The sequence below is a fragment of the uncultured Intestinibacter sp. genome, from assembly GCF_902468165.1.
Lineage (GTDB): Bacteria > Bacillota > Clostridia > Peptostreptococcales > Peptostreptococcaceae > Intestinibacter.
Genome location: NZ_CABQXJ010000051.1, coordinates 1 through 21,257, shown reverse-complemented (window position 1 = coordinate 21,257; position 21,257 = coordinate 1). Strand labels below are relative to the sequence as shown.

Below are 21,257 nucleotides of genomic sequence, written 5' to 3'. Positions count from 1 at the left end.
TTGATCCATAACCTATAGTTACAATTTTATCTTCTAATTGTCCATTATTTAATTCTAAAATCATATCTACAAGTTTTGAAGCGATTTGCTTAGTCCCCCTCACTTTTGAGACTATTTTATTCTTTCCATCTTGCATTGAGCATATAGGCTTTATGCTAAGCATATTTCCAACAAAAGAAACTACACTTGGTAATCTACCACTTTGTTTTAAATATTCAAGAGTAAAAGGAACAAATAGTAAATTCACACTAGCTCTTAACTTTTCTAATTCTTCAACTATTTCACTAGCACTTAAATCCCCTTCTTCAATTAAGTGGCTCGCTTTTATAATATATTGTCCACTTCCTAATGATAGAAATAAACTATCAAAAATATATATATTCCCTTCAACATCAGCTTTTGCCAAATTAGCACTTTGATATGTACCTGAGGCCTTTGAAGAGCCTGTTATACATATAACATCATAGCCTTCTTTTGTATACTTTTCGAATTTTTCTTTAAAATCGATGTAAGTAACTTGGGATGTCTTCGGTAAACTATTGCTATTATTTAAAATATTATAAAATTCTTCTTTTGTGAAATCTATTCCGTCTTTATACTCCTTACCGTCAATGTTTATTGTCAAGGGTATCATTTCTACAAACTCTTTATTGTTTATTTCTTCTGGAATATCACACATACTGTCATAAATCAGTTTTATTTTCATGATCTAAGCCCCCTTGCTTAAATTTATTATATCTTTATCATATCCATTCCTAGTATCTTAAATACAAAAAAAGCAAGTATTTACGTATACCTGCTTTTTAGTCAAAAGTAATAAAACTATTTTCTTAAACCTAATTTAGCTATTAAAGCTCTGTAACCTTCAAGGTCTTTTTCTTTTAGGTAAGCTAATAAGTTTCTTCTTCTACCAACCATTTTTAAAAGTCCTCTTCTTGAATGGTGGTCTTTTTTGTGAACTCTTAAGTGGTCGTTTAGTTCATTTATTCTAGCTGTTAATAAAGCTATTTGTACTTCTGGAGAACCAGTATCTCCTTCTTTTCTTCCGAATTCTTTGATTATATCTTGTTTGTTCATCTTTTGATGTACCTCCGTTTATTTTTTTAATAAGCGCCATTTACTAAGCATTGATTGGAGTATTCAAATCCCGAGTAATGGTTAACTTCCTTGTCTATTTTATCATAAGTTAATTACTTTTGCAAATATACTTTTCATATATTTTTTTTGTATCTTTTTTTAGTTGTTCTTTTAATCCATCTAGAGAGTCAAATTTCTTTTCATCTCTAAGTCTTTCCAAAAATTCGATTTTTATAGTTTCACCATAAATATCTTGACTAAATTCTAATATATGAGTTTCAATTGATAATTTTTCTACTCTCACAGTCGGATTGAATCCTATATTTGTAGCACCCATATAAACTTTATCCTTAATATAAACTTTTGTAGCGTATATTCCCGGTCTAGGCAGTATCAAATTTTCTTTGAATTTTAGGTTTGCTGTTGGAAATCCTATAGTTCTACCTAATTGTTTTCCTCCAATAACTTTACCTTCTACGATATAATTATGTCCTAAATATTCCTTTACATTTTCAACTTTACCCTGAGCCAGTAAATTTCTTATATATGTACTACTAACTCTTATATTATTTATTTTTATTGGTTTTACTATTTCTACATCGAAATCATATTCTCCGCCTAATGCCTTCAATAAAATCGCATCTCCTTCTTTATTTCTTGCAAAGGTAAAATCATGACCCACATATATTTTTTTTGCATTTAATTTTTTTACTAAAATATTTTCTACAAAATCTATAGCCGATATCTTTGTCATATATTCATCAAATGGAAGATTTATGACAATATCAACCCCTAAGTTTTTCATAGTAGTTATTTTATCTTTATTAGTAATAATTTTTCTTACCTTTTCACATTCAAAAAAATTGGCTGGATGATTTGAAAAGGTAAATACTACACTTTTCATGTTATTTTTTTTAGCATACTGAACAGTCTTTTCTATAAGAACTTTATGTCCCTTGTGAAGACCGTCAAACTTGCCAATCGTGACAACACTTTTATTTATTTGTTCCAATTCTTCTAAAGATGTTATAATTCTCATTATCTTTTCCCCACCGAAATATTATTTACTATATAAAGAGTTTATCACTTTTTAACATCATAGTGTTATTATCTTTTATGATTTTTCCTACACCTACAAAAATATCTTCACAATAAACTCTGACAAGATTGTCGTCATTATTGTTGTCTTTTGATTTTTTTATAGCAAATCTTCTTGAATCAATAGCTCCACCATTGATGTAATATTTTTTTGCACTAGGATTTAATTCTGCTCTTTGAAGGTTATTTAAAACATAATCTATATCGTATAGATGTTCTTCTAGACATCCATTTTCTTTTAGTTGTTCTAATTCTTCTAGAGTTATCGAATTTTCTAGATTGAATCTTCCTGATGAAGTTCTAAGTAAGAAAGACATATGTCCTCCACAATTTAAATACTCTCCTATATCATGACATATACTTCTTACATAAGTTCCCTTTGAACATTCTACATAAAAAGTTATTTTATTTTGAGATATATTTAAAATGTCTATTTTTTTAATATTTACTTTTCTTGGTTTTATGTCTATTGAATCTGCCTTCCCTTTTCTAGCTAAATCACACATTTTTTGTCCATTTATCTTTAATGCTGAATATACAGGGGGAAGTTGTTCTATCTCACCTTCTTGTGATTTAAAGGCTTCTCTTATTTTTGACTCTTCTATGTTTAAATCGTCATTTCTATATAAAATAGTCCCTGATGAATCGTATGTGTCAGTTTCTATTCCTAATGTCAATTCACAAATATAAGACTTATCTTTATTTAAGATAAGCTCACTTACTTTAGTCGCCCTTCCTAAACATATAGGAAGTACTCCTGCTGCATCTGGATCTAATGTTCCTGTATGGCCAACTTTTTTCATATTTAATGTTCTTCTAACGCAACTTACTACGTCATGAGATGTCATTCCTGTTGGCTTTAAAATATTAATAATTTTATTCATTATATCATCCTTAAATATATTTTAAAGTCTCAGCTACTACCATCTTAGTTGCATTTTCTATAGTTTCATTAAATACAGTTAATCCAGCAGCTCTTACGTGACCTCCGCCATTAAATACTTTTGCAATATGGCTTACGTCAACATAATTTTTAGATCTAAGACTTATTTTTATTTCATTTGAAGATTTTTCTTTTACTAAAATTCCTACTTCGACATTTTCGATATCTCTACAATAAGGCGTAATACCATCAGTATCTTTAAAGCTTATATTGTTTCTAGTTAACATATCTTGAGTCAATGTTATAACAGCAATCTTAGTATCTATTATATCTAATGTATTTAGTGCTTCTCCCAATAATTTATAATAATTATAAGGATTATTGCCATAAACTTCACAGATAACTTTATTTGTCTCAGCTCCTAATATTAAAAGGTCTTTTGCCATATCAAAAGTACTAGGGTGAGTATTTGAATAAGTAAATTTACCTGTATCTGTTACTACACCTGTATATAGTGCAGTTGCAATTTTTTTATCTATAACTTGTGTATTTTGAGTTTCATTTATTCTCTTAAATAAATTATATACAAGTTCACAAGTCGAAGATGCTTCAGGTACTACATAATTTATATCACCATAATTATCATTGCTTGCATGGTGGTCTATACAAATTAACTTTTTAGAGTTTTCTATTAAAGTTTTATCTATACATATTCTATCTAAATCACCACAGTCTAAAGAAATTAAATTAAATTCGTTTAAATTTAATTTAATGAACTCCTCAGAACTTAAAATTTCTATGTCTTTTAATAAAAATTTTAAGTTAATAGGAGTATCATCATCTAAAACATAGTACACTTCTTTATTTATAGATTTTAAATAATAATACATAGATAAAGTAGAACCTATATTATCTCCATCTGGATTTACATGAGAGGTAACTATAAAATAGTTACCCTCATCAATACAATTAATTATTTTGTCCATGTTTTCATACATGTTATTCACCATCTTTTTCATTTTCTTCTGATGAATCTTTATATCCATTGTTTACTTTCTTTATTAATTCGTCCATGTACATTCCTTTTAATAAAGAATCATCTATTTTGAATATAATCTCTGGAGTATGTCTTATTTTTATGCTTTTTCCAACTTCTCTTCTTATATATCCACATGCACTTTTTAAGCCTTCAAGTGTAGATTCTTCATCTCCACCTAATATACTTACATAAACATATGCATAACTTAAGTCACTTGTAACTTCAACATCAGTTACACTAACTAAAGAATTTATTCTTGGATCTTTTATTCCATTAATAAGCATTGTGCTTACTATTTTTCTAATTTCTTCTGCTATTCTGCGTGTTCTATTATTTGATGCCATTATATCAACCTCTTTTGTTAATTATAGTTCTCTTTTTACTTCCTTTTGAACGTAAGCTTCTACTATATCGCCTACTTTTATGTCATTGTAATTAACAAAGCTCATACCACATTCATAACCACTATTTACTTCTTTTACGTCGTCTTTGAATCTCTTAAGAGCTAATAATTCACATTCTTGAATTATAATACCATCTCTAACTATTCTAACTTTGCAGTTTCTATATATTTTACCACTTGTTACGTAGCATCCTGCAACAGCTCCAACACCTGAAATTTTGTATACTTCTCTTATTTCAGCTTTTCCTGTATCTTCATCTCTTAATTCTGGGTCTAGTAAACCGCTCATAGCAGCTTGTATATCTTCTATAGCTTTGTAAATTATTGTGTATGTTCTTATGTCAACACCTTCTTTATCAGCTAAAGATTCAGCACCAGATACTGGTCTTACGTTAAATCCTATTATTATAGCGTTTGATGCAGCAGCTAATAATACGTCTGATTCATTTATTGCACCAACACCACCGTGGATTACTCTTACGTTAACTTCTTCAGTTGATAATTTTTCAAGTGATTGTTTTACAGCTTGAACAGAACCTTGAACGTCTGCTTTTATTACTACATTTAAGTCTTTTACTTGACCTTCATTCATTTGGTTGAATAAATCGTCAAGTGACATTCTTTGAGAAGATTTAAGCATTTCTTCTCTTTGTATTAATTGTCTCTTTTCAGAAACACTTCTTGCTATTTTATCAGTTGGAACAGCAACAAATTGATCTCCACCTTGTGGTACTTCAGATAGACCTAATATTTCTACTGCAGTCGATGGACCAGCTTGTTTAACTCTTTTTCCTTTAGCGTTTATCATAGCTCTTACTTTACCAGCAGCTACACCAGCAACTATAGGATCTCCAACTTTTAATGTTCCACCTTGAACTAATACTGTAGCAACAGGACCTCTTGCTTTATCAAGTTGAGCTTCTATTACTGTACCTACAGCTCTTTTATTAGGATTAGCTCTTAATTCTTCCATTTCTGCAACTAATAGAACCATTTCTAATAATGTGTCTATATTTTCGTTTTTCTTAGCAGAAACTTCTACAGATATTACTGATCCACCCCAGTCTTCTACTAATAATCCTTCGTCAGCTAATTCTTTTTTAACTTTGTCTGGATTTGCACCTGGTTTATCTATTTTATTTATTGCTACTATTAGTGGTACACCTGCTGCATTAGCATGGTTTATAGCTTCTATTGTTTGAGGCATTATACCATCATCTGCTGCAACTACTAATATTGCTATATCTGTAACTTGAGCACCTCTAGCTCTCATAGATGTGAAAGCTTCGTGTCCTGGTGTATCTAAGAATACTATTTTTTGTCCGTTTATAGATACTTCAGATGCACCTATATGTTGAGTTATTCCACCTGCTTCGCTTGATGTTACACGAGTATTTCTTATAGCATCAAGTAATGATGTTTTACCGTGGTCAACGTGTCCCATTACTGTTACTACTGGTGGCCTAGGTTGTAAATCTTCTTCTTTATCTTCTTGGATTTGCATTAATTTTTCTATTTCTTCTTCTGCATCTTCATCATTTCCTGCAACAACTAAATTAAATCCATTTTTTTGTGCTAATAATGATGCTACTTCAAAAGTAACTTCTTGGTTTATTGTAGCCATAGTTCCCATTTTCATAAGTTCCATTATTACTTCCGAAACTGATTTTCCTATAGCATCAGCTAAGTTTTGAACTGTTAAAGGTCCATCTATGCTGATTGTTTCTCCATTTTCTTCTCTTAATAAATCTAATACTAATTGAGCATCATCTTCATCTATTTCTGTATTTTCGTCTTCTATTTCTATTCCTAATTCAGCTAACTTAGCTATAACTTCTTTATTTGAGACTTTTGCCTCTTTTGCGATTTGGTTTATTCTTGTATTTGCCACAAGATCACCCCCTATTAAATTTTTTATTGCATAAGTTCAGTTATCTTTGAAGCTAAAGATTTATCTTTTATTCCAATAACTGCTCTTGGTGATTTTCCTATAGCTAAACCAAGCTCTACTTTTGTTGAAAAGTAGATTTGGTTTATTTTTCTATAAGATGATTTATCTTTAAATAATTTTTTAGTATTTTCTGAAGCATCATCTGCCACAATTACTAAACTTATCTTTCCTTTTTTTAATTCTTTTAATGTAGTGTCGTCTCCTGATACTACTTGCCCAGCTCTCATAGCTAGACCTATATAAGAATAAATTTTTTGTTTATTATTTATCATAAGATTCTAACTCCGCTAATAATTTTTCATATACTTCATCAGAAACTTCTACTTTAAAAGCTCTATTTAAAGCCTTTGTTTTTATTGCTTTTTTAAGACATTCAGTGTCTTTACATATATAGGCACCTCTACCGTTTGCCCTACCAGATGGATCTAAAAATATTTCGCCTTCTTTGTTTTTAACAATTCTCATAAGCTCTTTTTTAGAGTCTCTATCTTGACATACTATGCATTTTCTTTGAGGTATTTTTTTTACTTTTTTCAAAGCCATCCCTCCTTTAACTATATTAGACTTATTATTCTTGGTCTAAGTCTATATTTTCAGAATCTAACTCTATATCTTGAACTGGTAATTCTATATCTTCTTCAACAAAATCTGTGCTTTCTAAAGCTTCTTGAGCTTCCATTTCTTCTTTCATTTGAGATACGCTTTTTATATCTATTTTCCAGTTAGTAAGTTTTGCTGCAAGTCTTGCATTTTGACCAGATTTACCAATTGCTAAAGATAATTGATAATCAGGAACTACTACTAAAGCTGTTTTTTCTTCTTCGTTTATTTCAACTTTTTCAACTTTTGATGGACTAAGTGATGCTGATATGAATTCAGCTGGATCATCACTGTAGTTTATTATGTCTATTTTTTCTCCGCCTAATTCATCTACTACAGCTTTAACTCTAGTACCTTTAGGTCCAACACATGCTCCGATTGGATCTATTTTTTCGTCTATTGATTGAACTGCTATTTTAGTTCTTGAACCAGCTTCTCTTGATACTGATTTTATTTGAACTAAACCTTCGAATATTTCTACTACTTGCATTTCAAATAATCTCTTAACAAGACCTGGATGACTTCTTGATACTACTATTTGAGGTCCTTTATTAGTCTTTTTAACTTCTAATATATATACTTTTATTTTTTGTCCAGCTTTATACTCTTCACCAGGTATTTGTTCGTTTTCTGGCATAGAAGCTTCTATTTTACCTACGTTAACATAAACAGTTTTTGAAGTAGCTCTAGCTATTTCTCCTGTAACTATTTCGCTTTCTTTTTCGATAAATTCGTTGTATACTATTTCTCTTTCAGCTTCTCTTATTCTTTGAACAACTACTTGTTTAGCTGTTTGAGCTGCTATTCTACCGAAATCTTTAGGAGTTACTTCGTTTTCTATTATGTCTCCTAATTGATAACTTGGGTCTATTTTTATAGCATCTGCTAATTCTATTTCTAAGAAAGTATCGTATAAGTCTGACTCATCAACTACTCTTCTTTGAGAGTAAACTCTAACTTCTCCACCTTCTCTATCTACTGATACTCTAACATTTTGAGCAGATCCAAAGTTCTTTTTATAAGCAGTTAAAAGTGCTTGTTCTATTGTGTCTATTATAACTTCTTTGTCGATCCCTCTGTCTTTTTCTAATTCGTCTAACGCTTCCATAAATTCGTGATTCATTGTTTATTCCTCCCTAATTAATGTTATCACTAAAATTTGATAGCTAGTTTGATTACTGCAACGTCTTTTTTATCAAACTCAACTTCATTGTCATCTATTATTACTTTGATTTTTTTGTCTTCAGTTAAACCTACAAGTTCTCCTTCAAGTTGTTTTGTACCATTTAAAGGTTTGTATAATTTAACTTCTACATCTCTTCCTGCATATCTTTCAAAGTCTTTATCTTTTTTAAGTGGTCTATCAAGACCTGGTGAACATACTTCTAAGAAGTAGTTGTCTTTTATTGGGTCTTTTTCATCTAATATTGGATTTAATTCTCTTGATACATCTGCACAGTCATCTAAGCTTATTCCACCTTCTTTTTCAAGATAAATTCTTAGATAAAATTGTCCAGCTTCTTTTACGTACTCAATATCTACTATTTCTATGTTTTTAGCATCGACAATTGGTTGTACTAATGCTTCTATTGTAGATTCTATGTTCTTTTTCATGTGTGCCTTGCCTCCTATTCAGTTGTATTATAACATATTTAAAATAAAAGAGTGAGAACAATTGCCTCACTCTTATCTTCTGCATATACTATTTTTCTATTACTATAACATAAATTTTTTTTATTTACAAGACTTTATAAATAAATGTGTTTTCAACTCTATTATTTTACAATATTTTTTAAATCTTGTACACATATTTTATCTTTTTTCACAAAATTATGTCAAGCCCCTAAAATTCATATTTTTATTTAAAATAATGATAATTGATTTTTTTCACTCATATTGTTTAATGAACCATGATTAGAAAGAGTCTCAACTACTGTTTTAGATATCTTTGTTCTCTTTCTCAAATCTTCTTTTGATATAAACTCTCCGTTTTCTCTTTCATTTTGAATATTAATAGCTGCATTTTCACCAACCCCTTGTAGGGCTATCATAGGTGGCAGTATTGTCGTGTCATCCACTACTATAAATTTAGTGGCATCTGATTTATAAATATCAACTGGTATTATTTTTATTTTTCTAGCATACATCTCTAGTGCAACTTCAAGTACAGTAAGCATTGTTTTGTCTTTTGCTGTTGCATCATTTCCAAGCTCGTGTATTTCTTGTATCTTTTGTTTTATGCTGTCTAACCCTTTTACGATTAAATCTGCATCAAAATCCTGTGCTTTAGTTGTGAAATATGTTGCATAAAAAGCTGCAGGATAGTGAACTTTATAATATGCAAGTCTAAACGACATCATTACATATGCAACTGCATGGGCTTTAGGGAACATGTATTTTATCTTTTGACATGAATCAATATACCACTGTGGCACATCATGTTTATTCATCTCTTCTATAAATTCAGGCTTTAGTCCTTTACCTTTTCTTACATTTTCCATTATTGTAAACGCCATCTTAGGTGGAAGTCCTTTAAATAGTAAGTAGTTCATTATATCGTCACGTGTAGATATAACGTCTTTAAATTCAACGACTTTATCCACAACTAAATCCTGTGCATTATTTAGCCAAACGTCAGTACCATGTGAGAGCCCAGATATACGCACAAGTTCTGCAAATGTAGTTGGTTTCGTATCAAGAAGCATCTGTCTAACGAAAGATGTACCGAATTCTGGTATAGCTAAAGAACCTATTGGACAGTTTATTTCCTCTGGTGTTACACCTAATGCCTCTGTTGATGTAAATATAGACATAGTCTCCTTATCATCAAGAGGTATAGTAGTTGCATCAAGACCTGTAATATCTTCTATCATTCTTATTATGGTCGGAACGTCGTGACCTAGTATATCTAGTTTTAATATCCTACCACTTATAGAGTGATAATCGAAGTGCGTTGTTATAACGCCACAATTCACGTCATTTGCTGGGTATTGTATAGGTGTAATATCGTATACTTCTTTATAATTTGGTATAACCATAACTCCGCCTGGATGTTGTCCTGATGTTCTCTTGACTCCTGTGCATCCTTTTGCAAGTCTTAAAACTTCTGCTCCAGTTACATCTAAGTCGTTTTCTTCTACGTATTTTTTAGCATATCCATATGCAGTCTTATCTGCTACTGTACCTATAGTTCCGGCTCTATATACATGACCTTCACCGAATAGCTCTTCTGTATATTTGTGTATTACAGGTTGGTAACTACCAGAGAAGTTAAGGTCTATATCTGGCTCTTTATCTCCTTCAAATCCTAAGAAAACTTCAAAAGGTATATCGTGTCCGTCTTTTTTTAATTTTCGTCCACATTTAGGACAATCTTTATCTGGTAAGTCTACTCCCGAGCCCCATTCCCCAACTGCATAGAAATATGAATATTTACAATCTTCATTTTCACAAATATAATGAGCCGGAAGTGGATTAACTTCTGTTATATCACTCATTGTCGCAGCAAGTGATGAACCAACAGATCCCCTAGACCCAACTAGATATCCATCTGCTAATGATTTTGTAACTAGCTTTTGTGCGATAATATACATAACAGCATATCCATTGCTTATTATAGAGTTTAGCTCTCTATCTAGTCTTTTCTTAACAACGTCTGGAAGCGGATCTCCATAAATCCTAGTTGCTTTGTTATAGCACATCTCCCTAAGCTCTGTATCAGAACCTTCTATTACTGGAGGGAATGTTTCATTTGGTATTGGTAAAAAGTCCTCAATCATATCTGCAACTTTATTTGAATTTTCAACTACAACTTCATATGCCAGTTCTTCACCTAAATACTTAAATTCTTCTAACATTTCATCTGTAGTTCTAAAATGTAGATAAGTTTCTTCATCATCTACTCCAAACCCTTGAGCATATTTAAGAACTCGTCTAAATACAGCTTCATGTTTTTCTATAAAGTGAACATCACCTGTAGCTACTGGAATTTTATTAAATTTCTTAGCCACTTCAATCATTCTTCTATTTAAATCTCTAAGTTCATCTTCGTCTTTTACTTCGCCATTTCTAATCATAAATCGATTATTGTCAATCGGCATTACTTCTATATAATCGTATAAGTCTATTATTTCTTTTATTTCATCGTCATTTTTATTTTGTTTAACAGCTTGGAACACTTCTCCAGCTTCACAAGCCGAACCTACTATAATACCTTCTTTATGTTCTAAAAGTACACTTTTTAATATTCTAGGTGCTCTATAAAAATGATTTACATGGGCATCAGATACTATTTTATATAAATTCTTAATACCAGCTAAATTTTGAGCAATTAATGTAATATGTTTTGTTTTTAATTTAGTGTAATCTATACCACCTAGCACTTCATTTACATCACTTAGTTTTTTAGCGCCCTTTTTCTCAAGCATATCTAAAAATTTAATAAATATTTGTGCAGTTGCCGCAGCATCATCTACAGCTCTATGGTGGTTGTGAAGTGGTACACCAAGTTCTTTTGTAAGGTTGTTTAATTTAAAACGCTTTAAATGTGGAAGAAGGATTCTAGAAAGCATAAGAGTATCTACACTCTTATTTTTAAATTCTATATTCATCTCCTTACATTTTTGGTTTATAAATCCTATATCGAACTCTGCATTATGTGCAACTAACACACTATCTCCTACAAACTCCATAAACCTAGGTAAAATTTCTTCTATTGTAGGTTTATCTTTTATTAAATCATTAGTTATACCTGTTAATTCTTGAACTTTATAAGATATATCTTTTTCTGGATTTATAAGTTCATTAAATCTATCTACTATTTCAAAGTTTTTAACTTTTACTGCTCCGATTTCTGTTATTTTATCATTTTTATTTGAGAAACCTGTAGTTTCTAAGTCGAATACTACAAATGTCTGAGATAGATCTTTGTCATTTGCATCTCTAATAATTGGTGCATTATCTTCTACTAAATATCCTTCTACACCATATAAGATTTTTATTCCATTGGCCTTTCCTGCATCCATTGCCTCTGGGAAAGCTTGAACTACACCATGGTCGGTTATAGCTATGGCTTTATGCCCCCATGTAGCAGCTTGTTTTACAAGTTTTTTAGTATTGCATAGTGCATCCATAGAAGACATTTGAGTGTGAGCATGAAGCTCTACACGTTTTTTGTCGCTAGTATCTACTCTAGGTTTCTTTTCTTCTAATCTTATACCACTTATCGTCATTGTAAGTTCTCTTTTGAAGATATCGTAAATTACATCTCCTTTAATCCTTACATAACTTCCTTCACTTATTTTACTTAATACTTTATCTTGATTTAAGTCGTTTAAGAATAATTTACAACTTATTGAACTTGTATTATCTGTTACATCAGCTATAAGCAGTATTTTCCCATTTTTTAATTCTTTTATCTCAATGTTAAATATCTCTCCAGTTATACAAACAGTCTTTGAATTTTTATTTATATCGCAAATATGTTCAAATAGTGCATTGACATTTTCACCGTAGATTATATTTTCATCTTCTACTTCTTCTTTTATAACGTATTTATCTTCTTCATCATCTTTTACTTTTTTCGGAGATGAAATTTGCATTTCTCTAACTTTTTCTTCCATCTCTTTATCCATTTTTTCGAGAATCTTTTTAATATCTACCTTTTCATCTACAGCTTTTTCTAAAATTACTTTTAAATCTATAGAAAACTCTTCTAAAAATACATGTCTAATTATATATTCACAGTTTTTAGATTTTAAACTATCGTATATCATAGACTTTGGTATTTTTATTTTTAAAGTATCGTCTATACACATATACTCTACATTATGTTTCCATCCTTCTATAGCAGGTGATAAGTCTTTTAATATGTGTAATATATTATCCCAATTTTTCTTAACTATATCTTTATTAGATTTACGAGATAGTCCGTTATATCTCATTTTAATTCTTATATCAGAAAAATAATCTAATTCTTCTAGTAAAGCTTCTCTAAGTGATGATAAAATGTCATAAGAAATAATTTCTTTAGATGATAAATATATATAAAAAATCTTATTTTCTTTATAATATACTACTTTTGTAACAAGTACATCACTCAACTTTTTATATAAAAAATCATTTTTGATTTCTAATTTCTTTAAATAGTCTTTTATACTATCCATTTATGACATCTCCTTTCATCTCAATTTTCTATTCTTTTTAAAGTAAAATTATATCATATTTTGGGTTAGGTTTTAAGGTCTTGAATTTTTTAAAATAATTTATATTTTTTTTCGTGGATTAGCTCTTTTTTGAAACTTTTTAATATTATATAAATAAGGACTTATATTTGGAGGTATGCTATGACTTGCTCAAATATATATGATTTAAGAAAGATACCTATTTATTATGAAGAATTAAAAGGTAAAAAAATTTTTACAAAGTCTTTATCTGAGATGGATGTAGATAAAAAATTAGTTCATATACTTTATTATAAAAAATACAATATTCCTATTTGTTCTCTTCCTAAACTAGGTATAGTTATTATTTCTCAAAAAGGATTTTTATCATTTTGCTATAATTTCTATCTATTTATAAATTCGTTTAATACTAAAAATATTCTTATCACAAAGCAAAATATATATTCCATAGGAAAGGTAGCCCTATGCCATGAAATAGGGCATATTTTGGACCCAGATTTATCAAATATAAAATCTCATTCTATTAAAATCATAACTTCAATAGCTGAAACTATAAAAAAATATAATATTGATTTGGAAGATGAATATTATTATAAAAAAAATTTACCATTAGAACTTGAAGATTGTATTATAGAATTTAAAAAGAATAGTATTGCTAGAGAAATAAATGCATGGAATATAGGAAAAACTATTTTAGACTTTGAAAGCGAACTTGAACAATATATTTTTGAAAAAATGAAGGAGTATGCCTTAGCAACATATAACTATGGTAATCTAAAAAATATCGTAATTGAAAATAATATAAAATCTCTATGTTAGATTTTGATAAATTTCTTCTAAATCAAAAAGGAAGATCTCATAAAGTAGATCTTCCTTTTTATTTTGTGTTTATTTAACGCCCCGAATTTTAAATTACTTTTTATTTATATTTAGGTATTAAGTACTCTAAATGAGCATTTCCATCGTAATAAGGTACTATGTTATTCATTACACGTCCTATTGAATTAGCCCAGTTTACATCTGTTGCATATTGATGGCCTGTATTGTAACTCCATCTCATTTTATATAAAGTATTTTGTTTGTATTTGCTGTTATGTATATAGTTTCCTGCTATCCATTGTGCTGAACCTTCTATAGTTTTATCAATTGAAGTCCATCCCTTTTGATATGCATAATTGGCAGCTGACGGTACAGCTGTTCCATCAAATGCAGATATCCCAAAGAAGTTATAAACTTTTACCTGTTCACCTGAAGGTGTAGTTACATAAACTCCTTGAGCAAGAGTAGACGAACCATATCCAGTTTCAACCATAGATGCTGCTACTAAATAAGTTACATCTAAATTATATTTTTTAGCCGCATCTATAAAGGCTTGTCCTTTATTTAAAAATACGCTATTTGATTTACAGTATTTTGAGAAGAATTGATTTAATTCACTTGCAGTTATTCCCTCACGATACTTATCTATTCTTAAAAATTGAAGTTTTCCTGTAGCATTTGTACTAAATGTCTCAGGGTTTAGATATTTACTTAAATCTTCTCTAGTAGCTTTTACATAAGCTGATGAATTTGAATAATTAGTTGATAAATTTGCTCTTATTTTATTAAATCCTTGTAGAGATAATTTATATTCATAATCCACCATAGTCGAGAATGAACAATTTACATTTTCAAATGTACCTGTAATGCTTCCTGTATTGGAATCGTTATTTTCTGAATCTGATTCTAGCTTATCAACTAAGTATTTATTAGATACATAAGCGTATTCATCATTGTATTTAATTTTTGCCCATTCTTTATCTTCTGATATATTAACTACTTTTACTTCTTGTCCATATTTATAAGTCGTTAATATTTCATAAGTAGTATCAGGTCCACTTCTTACATTTAATGTTGTTGCATCTACATATTTTATTTGTATAGTTTCAACTTTTTTATCACTTAGATATTCTGCTGAAACATATCCTATCTCATCATTGTGTTTTATTTTTGCCCAACCATCTTCTATTGATATAACTTTTACTTCATCATTTTGCTTTAATGTATCTATTATGCTATAAGTTGTACTTGGTCCACTTCTTACGTTTAATATTGTTGCATTTACATATTTTGTTTGTGTAACTTCTTCAACTTTTTTATCACTTAGATATTGATTTGAAACATATCCTGTCTTTGAGTTGTATTTTATTTTTGCCCAACCATCTTCTACAGATATAACTTCTACCTGTGTATCTTTAGTTAAAACCTCGATTATGTTATAACTTGTAGATGGACCACTTCTCATATTTAATGAAGAAACAGAAACTACTTTAGTAGTTGTTGTATTTTGACTTGTTTGTATATACTTAGAACTAGCCCAACCATTTTTACCATCTTTAGTTGTTATCTTGTACCATCCATCAGCAGAATCCTCCACTGTAACATTATCACCTTTATTTACTATAAATTTAGTTGTATAAGATGTCGCTGGTCCGCTTCTTACATTTAATGAAGTGGCTGTAACTATACCTTGATTTGATTGTGCATTAATTGTTCCTGCAAAAAGCTGTAAAACAGCCATACTAGTTATAATTGTTTTCTTATTCATATTCTAATATATATCTCCTTCCCTTTATTTTCTACTCCAACACATATACATTATAATTGTATATTCCTTTATTTACAATTTAAATCTATGTATCCCTCTTATGGTAAATAATGTTACAACCCTCAAATCAGCTAAATATCTTATATAGACCTCTAATGGCTAAATATCAATGAAATATGACTAAAATTTTAAATATTTTTAAATACAACAAATCGTTCAATTATTTATAAATATCTGATAATTTGATATTATATAATTATAGATTAATTTAGGAGGTCAAAAAATGAATGATAAAATAGACAAATTAAAAGAACTAATAGAAAAAAGTGACAATATCGTTTTCTTTGGTGGAGCTGGAGTATCTACCGAATCAAATATTCCTGATTTTCGAAGTTCTTCTGGATTATTTAGTCAAAAGTTAAATAAAAACTTTACTCCTGAACAATTAGTTTCACATACTTTCTTTGTAAACTATCCTGAAGAATTTTTTAAATTCTATAAAGATAAATTAATATATCAAGATGCAAAGCCTAATAATGCCCATAAGGCACTTGCAAAACTTGAAGAAATGGGTAAATTAAAAGCAATTGTAACTCAAAATATAGATGGACTTCATCAAATGGCTGGAAGTAAAACTGTTTATGAACTTCACGGTTCTGTACATAGAAATTACTGCACAAAATGTCATAAATTCTTTGACTTGGATTCTATGCTTGCTCTTGATGGAAATATTCCTCATTGTGATAAATGTGGCGGTGTTGTAAAGCCTGATGTCGTTTTATATGAAGAAGGATTAGATAATGCCACTATTGAAGGCGCTATAAGAGCTATAAGTTCTGCTGATTTACTTATTATAGGAGGGACTTCTCTTGTTGTTTATCCCGCTGCTAGCTTTATAAATTATTATAGAGGAAAAGATGTGGTTTTAATTAATAAAAGTTCTACTGGATATGATAATGATGCTTCTTTAGTTATAAATGATGCTATAGGGGAAGTTTTAAAAGAAGCTGTTTTAGATGTTTACAAATAGTAAATTTAATCAATATGATTTATGATATAAAAAGGAATACCAAAATGAATTACTTTGGTATTCCTTTTAAATTTAAGGAGATCGTCGTGAGTTTATTTTACGCCGTACTTTTAATATAAAGTTTAATTTATAAATCATAGTTTATTCAAAATAATTTTCGTATTTTAATTTATAAATTGAAATAGCTTCAGGCCATGCTTCTAAATTGCTTATTCCTTTAGTTTTAGCTATTGATAAAGCTATTTTTTTTAGTTTTGTCGCTTCTCTTATAATGTCCATTTTACACCTCTTTGCAACTTTCTTCTTAATCATTATTACTATTCCCTTTTTTCATATAAAATACTAATTTATTTTAAATTTTACAGTATATTTTTTAATATATTATTTTTAAATATATTTTAAAGATAATATGTGCTACAATCACCTTATAAATAACTTTTATTTAAATTTCTAATAATGACTATAGGAGGACAAAATGGATATATCTATAATGGCAGATGAATTAATCAACTACTATCTTATAATTGCACACAAGGATATTTCAGATTCTTTACAAGAGAAATCTGATGAAGAAATAAAAGCGCTTTATTACGATACATTTGGCGAAGATGAGGAATAATGATAAACAAAAAGGGGATGTCGCACGAACAATAAAAAATTCGTTCTGCGGTAGCCTTTTTTTAACTTAAATTTAATGTATTTTTTAGTGTTTGATAAGGGAAATTTACTTTTAAAATATAAAAATATACACCATCAGAAAGTACATTTTTATTACCACGACTTAAAAATCTTTTAAATTGCATATTTTGTTTCACTTGAGCGAAAGCTCCTTCCGCTTGTATGCTTCTATTCATTCTTAATTTACGCCCTTCGGGATTAGTAATTCTCTCTAAGTTTTCTTTTTGTTTTTTATGAAATAATTTAGATACTTGTAGATTTTTAGTTCTTTGCTCAATAGGTATTTTACTATTGTTTCCTTTAATACACTTTTTCTTATATTCACAATTACTACAATCTTCACAAGTGTAACAAGTTATTTTGCTTTTATATTCAGTTTTTGATTTTCTATTAATTGTTCCACTTACGTATAACTTTTTATTATTTTTACAAATGTAATAATCATCTTTTTCGCAGTAAATCATATTTTCTTTTCTGCCAATATCATTTCTATACTTTTTTGTTTTTTTAATTTCATAATCAGATGTCTTTAGAAAAGATAATTGCTGATTATCTTCTAAAAATACATACTTTTCTTCGCTTTCATATCCTGAATCTGCTATTACTTTAGAATACTTAAATCCAGTATGTTTTTCGATTGATTTTAAAAAAGGTATTAAGGTTGTTGTATCTGTAGGTTGAGGTCCAACACTTGCCCAAACTATATATTCAGAATCAACACCAAATTGAACATTATATGCTGGTTTAAGTTGTCCATTTCTCATATGGTCTTCTTTCATTCGCATAAATGTTGCATCTTTATCTGTTTTTGAATAGCTATTTCTTTGACCCATTATGTATAAATCTTTAGTATATTTTTTCAATCGATTAATATATTCATTTAATTTTTCTATAGCCTTTTGAATAAGTGATTTCCTTCTTCCTTTACCATGGACAAAAACTATATTTTCTTTAATTGATAAGCGTTTAAGCTTTTTTAAAAGTTTTTTCAAATGATACTTTTTAATCTTATTTTTGTAAATTGAGCCATTAGGCTTTCGCATACTGGTGCAAAATAAATACTACGGAATCTTGCAATTGTTGAATGGTCTGGAGCGGAGGCTCCGCCTAAAAGATACATAAAATTAATATCCCTTTTACACGAAGTTTCAATTTTTCTAGATGAGTAAATATTATTCATATTTGCGTATATTATAATTTTCAAAAGTTGTCTTGGGGTTACTGAATTTCCTCGAATACGAGAATAAGTCTGATATAATTTTTCTAAATTCATCTCCTCTATAATTTGACTTAACAACCTCACAGAATCATCTTTTGGTATTAAAGAATCAATATTTAATAATGATTTTAATTGATAATTATTTTCTGAAATAGTATAATCTACTTGTATAGTATTGTGTTTGGTCATACAATTATTATACAAAAAATCCCAAGATCTTTTGAGCTTGGGATTTATTTTTTTTACAAAAAGGGCATCGCCCTATTTCTTAGTGCGACAGCCCCTTTTTAATTTCTTTAAGGATCTTTATGATAAAGATTTCTTTATTTATTATTTTGTCTATTATTTTGCTTGTTGTTTTTTCTAAAGATATTTCTTACAAAGGATGCCCAGCATAAGGCTGCAACCATCCATAATATACCTTTTACAGTACCCCCAGAATTTATTGTATTAACTCCAAATAATATACTTGCCACACACATTACTGCCCCTATTATTAATGGTAAACTTATATTTTTCATATTGCTTCCCCCTGTAAAAATTAATCTATATTTTCTTCAAATTCTTCAATAGGAGGTAAATCTTCTAATTTTTCTATATTTAGAAGTTTTAAAAACTCATCTGTAGTTTTATATATTATAGGTTTTCCTATTTTATTTAATCTACCAGCTTCTCTAATTAAAGAATTTTCAAGAAGAGTTTGTAAGACCTTATCACATTTAACTCCCCTTATATTTTCAATTTCAACTTTTGTTATAGGTTGTTTATATGCAATTATAGTCAGCGTCTCTAAAGTAGCTTGACTTAAAGTCTTTTTTCTTTTAGGTTCTAATACCTTTTTTATATATGGAGTATAATCTTTATTTGTACACATTTGATATCTATCTTCTAATTTTATAATTTGTATACCTCGATTTTGCTCCTCATATTCATCTTTCAATAAATTTAACATATATTCTATTTCTTTTGGAGAAAGTTCTTCATTAATGGCATAATTTAATTCCTTTATACTTATTGGTTCTCCATATGCAAACATTATTGATTCTATAATAGATTTTATTTCACTTCTGCTCATATTAATTCTCCAAATTCTTTTTAATAATAATATCTTCAAAGAAGTTTTCTTGTACTACAACTATTTCCTTAGCTTTTATAAGCTCAAGTAGTGATAAAAATGTAGCTATCACTTCATCTTTTGTATTATCTTTTATTATATTGTTAAAGCTTATTTTATCTGCGGTAGTTAATATATTTTGTATATATTCTATCTTTTCTTCAACAGATATTATTTTTCCTCTTACTATTTTATTTAATCTTTCATCTTTTTTAGTTTCTTCTTCAACATTTTTTACCTTAAATATATATGGAAGTATAGATTTTATAGATTCGATAGATATTTCGCTTAAATCCATCTTATCATCTATTATTACTTCTTCTCTAGTTCTGTAATATGGTTGATTTAAATAATCTACATTGTCTTTTATCACTTCACTAGCTTTTTTATATTTCTTATATTCTTTTAATTGCTCCATCAGTTCAAGTCTTGGGTCTTCTTCTTCGTCTAAATCTCTTTGTGAAAACAGTAGATACTTTGATTTTATTTCTAATAGCTTAGTAGCCATAGTAATAAAATCACTTGTAACTTCTAAGTCCATAGATTCTAACATATTTATATATGCTAGATACTGTTTTGTAATTTCGATTATAGAAATATCCTTGATATCTATCTTTTGTTTAGATATCATATCACAAAGTAAATCTAGTGGACCGTCATATACGTTTAAATGTATGCTGTATTTCATCTATATAACGTGTGTTACGCTTCTCACGATAGACCAGAATATATTTACTAATGGAGATGTTATATAAGAACTTAAATTTGTAAATAATAATACAATTAATACTATATATCCTACATTTTCATATTTAATTTCAAATTCTCTAAATTTATAAGGTAAAAAACTAGAAATAACGCCCCATCCATCAAGTGGAGGAACTGGAAGTAAGTTAAATGCAGCAAACCATAGGTTATAGTTTAGTGCTGTAGCTGCTATTAATGAAATAGAATACATAGTACTATATTTTACAATCATAGCACAAATTATTGCACCTACTAAGTTTCCAAAAGCCCCAGCTAATGAAACTATACAATTTCCAACCCTATAATTTTTAAAATTATTTGGATTTACTGGCACTGGTTTTGCCCATCCAAAATGGAATATCATAAGCATTATTAAACCTACTAAATCGACATGTCTAGATGGATTAATAGTCATTCTTCCTGCTCTTTTAGCTGTATCATCACCTAGTAAATACGCTGCAAATGCATGACCAAATTCATGTATTGTCATTGCAAATACTATACCTACTAGAGATACTAAAATACTACTTAAATAATTCATTTAAATTTCTCTCCTAGTCATTTTTTAGATAATAATATTATTATAACAATAATAATATCTTTAATCAAAATAATTTAAATATAAATAGTAATTTAATTATTCTATTAT

General features: G+C 28.9%; 23 protein-coding genes. 3 read left to right on the top strand and 20 right to left on the bottom strand.

Annotation, left to right across the window (positions count from 1 at the left end; all coding sequences use genetic code 11):
- The 12 genes from RDX53_RS09785 to RDX53_RS09730 all read right to left on the bottom strand — a co-directional run.
- Window positions 1–706 (bottom strand): DegV family protein (locus RDX53_RS09785; protein ID WP_307994061.1); only part of this gene is annotated, 706 nt, incomplete at its 3' end.
- 116 nt (window positions 707–822) lie between these two features.
- On the bottom strand, window positions 823–1,077 hold the full coding sequence (gene rpsO, locus RDX53_RS09780) for a 30S ribosomal protein S15 (protein WP_195930230.1): 255 nt from the start codon (window positions 1,075–1,077) through the stop codon (window positions 823–825).
- 109 nt (window positions 1,078–1,186) lie between these two features.
- Window positions 1,187–2,116, bottom strand: a complete 930-nt coding sequence (locus RDX53_RS09775) for a bifunctional riboflavin kinase/FAD synthetase (RefSeq protein WP_195930229.1) — start codon at window positions 2,114–2,116, stop codon at window positions 1,187–1,189.
- 28 nt (window positions 2,117–2,144) lie between these two features.
- Window positions 2,145–3,059, bottom strand: a complete 915-nt coding sequence (truB, locus tag RDX53_RS09770) for a tRNA pseudouridine(55) synthase TruB (RefSeq protein WP_295572682.1) — start codon at window positions 3,057–3,059, stop codon at window positions 2,145–2,147.
- Between the two features lie 10 nt (window positions 3,060–3,069).
- On the bottom strand, window positions 3,070–4,077 hold the full coding sequence (locus tag RDX53_RS09765) for a bifunctional oligoribonuclease/PAP phosphatase NrnA (protein ID WP_195930232.1): 1,008 nt from the start codon (window positions 4,075–4,077) through the stop codon (window positions 3,070–3,072).
- Window positions 4,058–4,441 carry a 30S ribosome-binding factor RbfA gene (gene rbfA, locus RDX53_RS09760; protein ID WP_195930227.1) on the bottom strand — a complete coding sequence of 128 codons (384 nt, stop codon included), beginning with the start codon at window positions 4,439–4,441 and terminating at the stop codon, window positions 4,058–4,060. The genes RDX53_RS09765 and rbfA overlap by 20 nt, the downstream gene beginning before the upstream one ends.
- 21 nt (window positions 4,442–4,462) lie before the next feature.
- On the bottom strand, window positions 4,463–6,391 hold the full coding sequence (gene infB, locus RDX53_RS09755) for a translation initiation factor IF-2 (protein ID WP_195930226.1): 1,929 nt from the start codon (window positions 6,389–6,391) through the stop codon (window positions 4,463–4,465).
- A 23-nt stretch (window positions 6,392–6,414) separates the two neighbouring features.
- Complete coding sequence (locus RDX53_RS09750) at window positions 6,415–6,723, bottom strand: ribosomal L7Ae/L30e/S12e/Gadd45 family protein (RefSeq protein ID WP_195930225.1); 309 nt, start codon at window positions 6,721–6,723, stop codon at window positions 6,415–6,417.
- Window positions 6,713–6,994, bottom strand: coding sequence for an RNase P modulator RnpM (rnpM, locus tag RDX53_RS09745; protein ID WP_195930224.1), 282 nt, complete (start codon window positions 6,992–6,994; stop codon window positions 6,713–6,715). The genes RDX53_RS09750 and rnpM overlap by 11 nt, the downstream gene beginning before the upstream one ends.
- Window positions 6,995–7,019: 25 nt before the next feature.
- Complete coding sequence (gene nusA / locus RDX53_RS09740) at window positions 7,020–8,174, bottom strand: transcription termination factor NusA (RefSeq protein ID WP_195930223.1); 1,155 nt, start codon at window positions 8,172–8,174, stop codon at window positions 7,020–7,022.
- A gap of 29 nt (window positions 8,175–8,203) precedes the next feature.
- Window positions 8,204–8,665: a ribosome maturation factor RimP gene (gene rimP, locus RDX53_RS09735; protein WP_195930222.1), complete on the bottom strand. Its 462-nt coding sequence runs from the start codon at window positions 8,663–8,665 to the stop codon at window positions 8,204–8,206.
- A gap of 248 nt (window positions 8,666–8,913) precedes the next feature.
- Window positions 8,914–13,215 (bottom strand): PolC-type DNA polymerase III, encoded by a 4,302-nt coding sequence (locus RDX53_RS09730; RefSeq protein ID WP_195930221.1) that lies wholly within the window; start codon window positions 13,213–13,215, stop codon window positions 8,914–8,916.
- 180 nt (window positions 13,216–13,395) lie between these two features.
- On the opposite strand from RDX53_RS09730, the gene RDX53_RS09725 reads away from it, so the two are divergent.
- Window positions 13,396–14,052 (top strand): hypothetical protein, encoded by a 657-nt coding sequence (locus RDX53_RS09725; protein WP_195930220.1) that lies wholly within the window; start codon window positions 13,396–13,398, stop codon window positions 14,050–14,052.
- Between the two features lie 100 nt (window positions 14,053–14,152).
- Here RDX53_RS09725 and RDX53_RS09720 read toward each other — a convergent pair whose 3' ends face one another.
- Window positions 14,153–15,820, bottom strand: a complete 1,668-nt coding sequence (locus tag RDX53_RS09720) for an SH3 domain-containing protein (RefSeq protein ID WP_307994059.1) — start codon at window positions 15,818–15,820, stop codon at window positions 14,153–14,155.
- A gap of 283 nt (window positions 15,821–16,103) precedes the next feature.
- On the opposite strand from RDX53_RS09720, the gene RDX53_RS09715 reads away from it, so the two are divergent.
- Complete coding sequence (locus tag RDX53_RS09715) at window positions 16,104–16,850, top strand: NAD-dependent protein deacylase (RefSeq protein ID WP_195930218.1); 747 nt, start codon at window positions 16,104–16,106, stop codon at window positions 16,848–16,850.
- Window positions 16,851–16,991: 141 nt separating this feature from the next.
- Here the strand turns inward: RDX53_RS09715 and RDX53_RS09710 are convergent, their stop codons facing one another.
- The gene (locus RDX53_RS09710) at window positions 16,992–17,162 is read right to left on the bottom strand and encodes a hypothetical protein (protein ID WP_195930233.1); all 171 of its coding nucleotides are present in this window, start codon (window positions 17,160–17,162) and stop codon (window positions 16,992–16,994) included.
- Window positions 17,163–17,325: 163 nt separating this feature from the next.
- Between RDX53_RS09710 and RDX53_RS09705 the strand changes: the two genes are divergently transcribed.
- Window positions 17,326–17,469, top strand: a complete 144-nt coding sequence (locus RDX53_RS09705) for a hypothetical protein (RefSeq protein ID WP_022072466.1) — start codon at window positions 17,326–17,328, stop codon at window positions 17,467–17,469.
- 61 nt (window positions 17,470–17,530) lie between these two features.
- Here the strand turns inward: RDX53_RS09705 and RDX53_RS09700 are convergent, their stop codons facing one another.
- The 6 genes from RDX53_RS09700 to RDX53_RS09680 all read right to left on the bottom strand — a co-directional run bounded on the left by RDX53_RS09700 (window position 17,531) and on the right by RDX53_RS09680 (window position 21,149).
- Window positions 17,531–18,520, bottom strand: coding sequence for a transposase (locus tag RDX53_RS09700; protein ID WP_195931759.1), 990 nt, complete (start codon window positions 18,518–18,520; stop codon window positions 17,531–17,533).
- Window positions 18,517–18,936, bottom strand: a complete 420-nt coding sequence (locus RDX53_RS14070; protein ID WP_331607138.1) for a transposase — start codon at window positions 18,934–18,936, stop codon at window positions 18,517–18,519. The genes RDX53_RS09700 and RDX53_RS14070 overlap by 4 nt, the downstream gene beginning before the upstream one ends.
- Before the next feature lie 134 nt (window positions 18,937–19,070).
- Window positions 19,071–19,268, bottom strand: a complete 198-nt coding sequence (locus RDX53_RS09695) for a hypothetical protein (RefSeq protein ID WP_195931757.1) — start codon at window positions 19,266–19,268, stop codon at window positions 19,071–19,073.
- A 20-nt stretch (window positions 19,269–19,288) separates the two neighbouring features.
- Window positions 19,289–19,822, bottom strand: a complete 534-nt coding sequence (scpB, locus tag RDX53_RS09690; RefSeq protein WP_195931756.1) for an SMC-Scp complex subunit ScpB — start codon at window positions 19,820–19,822, stop codon at window positions 19,289–19,291.
- Between the two features lies 1 nt (window position 19,823).
- Window positions 19,824–20,549: a ScpA family protein gene (locus RDX53_RS09685; RefSeq protein ID WP_195931755.1), complete on the bottom strand. Its 726-nt coding sequence runs from the start codon at window positions 20,547–20,549 to the stop codon at window positions 19,824–19,826.
- Window positions 20,550–21,149, bottom strand: coding sequence for a site-2 protease family protein (locus tag RDX53_RS09680; RefSeq protein WP_195931754.1), 600 nt, complete (start codon window positions 21,147–21,149; stop codon window positions 20,550–20,552).
- Between the last annotated feature and the right edge of the window lie 108 nt (window positions 21,150–21,257).

What these genes read in the sequence shown, in the direction of transcription:
- rbfA (WP_195930227.1), bottom strand. Translation starts at nt 4,441, where the DNA reads ATGGCATCAAATAATAGAACACGCAGAATAGCAGAAGAAATTAGAAAA.
- RDX53_RS09765 (WP_195930232.1), bottom strand. Translation starts at nt 4,077, where the DNA reads ATGAAAAAGATGGTGAATAACATGTATGAAAACATGGACAAAATAATT.
- RDX53_RS09715 (WP_195930218.1), top strand. Translation starts at nt 16,104, where the DNA reads ATGAATGATAAAATAGACAAATTAAAAGAACTAATAGAAAAAAGTGAC.
- RDX53_RS14070 (WP_331607138.1), bottom strand. Translation starts at nt 18,936, where the DNA reads ATGACCAAACACAATACTATACAAGTAGATTATACTATTTCAGAAAAT.
- RDX53_RS09730 (WP_195930221.1), bottom strand. Translation starts at nt 13,215, where the DNA reads ATGGATAGTATAAAAGACTATTTAAAGAAATTAGAAATCAAAAATGAT.
- RDX53_RS09685 (WP_195931755.1), bottom strand. Translation starts at nt 20,549, where the DNA reads ATGAAATACAGCATACATTTAAACGTATATGACGGTCCACTAGATTTA.
- RDX53_RS09705 (WP_022072466.1), top strand. Translation starts at nt 17,326, where the DNA reads ATGGATATATCTATAATGGCAGATGAATTAATCAACTACTATCTTATA.
- rimP (WP_195930222.1), bottom strand. Translation starts at nt 8,665, where the DNA reads ATGAAAAAGAACATAGAATCTACAATAGAAGCATTAGTACAACCAATT.
- scpB (WP_195931756.1), bottom strand. Translation starts at nt 19,822, where the DNA reads ATGAGCAGAAGTGAAATAAAATCTATTATAGAATCAATAATGTTTGCA.
- RDX53_RS09720 (WP_307994059.1), bottom strand. Translation starts at nt 15,820, where the DNA reads ATGAATAAGAAAACAATTATAACTAGTATGGCTGTTTTACAGCTTTTT.
- RDX53_RS09725 (WP_195930220.1), top strand. Translation starts at nt 13,396, where the DNA reads ATGACTTGCTCAAATATATATGATTTAAGAAAGATACCTATTTATTAT.
- truB (WP_295572682.1), bottom strand. Translation starts at nt 3,059, where the DNA reads ATGAATAAAATTATTAATATTTTAAAGCCAACAGGAATGACATCTCAT.
- RDX53_RS09750 (WP_195930225.1), bottom strand. Translation starts at nt 6,723, where the DNA reads ATGATAAATAATAAACAAAAAATTTATTCTTATATAGGTCTAGCTATG.
- RDX53_RS09775 (WP_195930229.1), bottom strand. Translation starts at nt 2,116, where the DNA reads ATGAGAATTATAACATCTTTAGAAGAATTGGAACAAATAAATAAAAGT.
- rnpM (WP_195930224.1), bottom strand. Translation starts at nt 6,994, where the DNA reads ATGGCTTTGAAAAAAGTAAAAAAAATACCTCAAAGAAAATGCATAGTA.
- RDX53_RS09695 (WP_195931757.1), bottom strand. Translation starts at nt 19,268, where the DNA reads ATGAAAAATATAAGTTTACCATTAATAATAGGGGCAGTAATGTGTGTG.
- RDX53_RS09710 (WP_195930233.1), bottom strand. Translation starts at nt 17,162, where the DNA reads ATGATTAAGAAGAAAGTTGCAAAGAGGTGTAAAATGGACATTATAAGA.
- rpsO (WP_195930230.1), bottom strand. Translation starts at nt 1,077, where the DNA reads ATGAACAAACAAGATATAATCAAAGAATTCGGAAGAAAAGAAGGAGAT.
- nusA (WP_195930223.1), bottom strand. Translation starts at nt 8,174, where the DNA reads ATGAATCACGAATTTATGGAAGCGTTAGACGAATTAGAAAAAGACAGA.
- RDX53_RS09680 (WP_195931754.1), bottom strand. Translation starts at nt 21,149, where the DNA reads ATGAATTATTTAAGTAGTATTTTAGTATCTCTAGTAGGTATAGTATTT.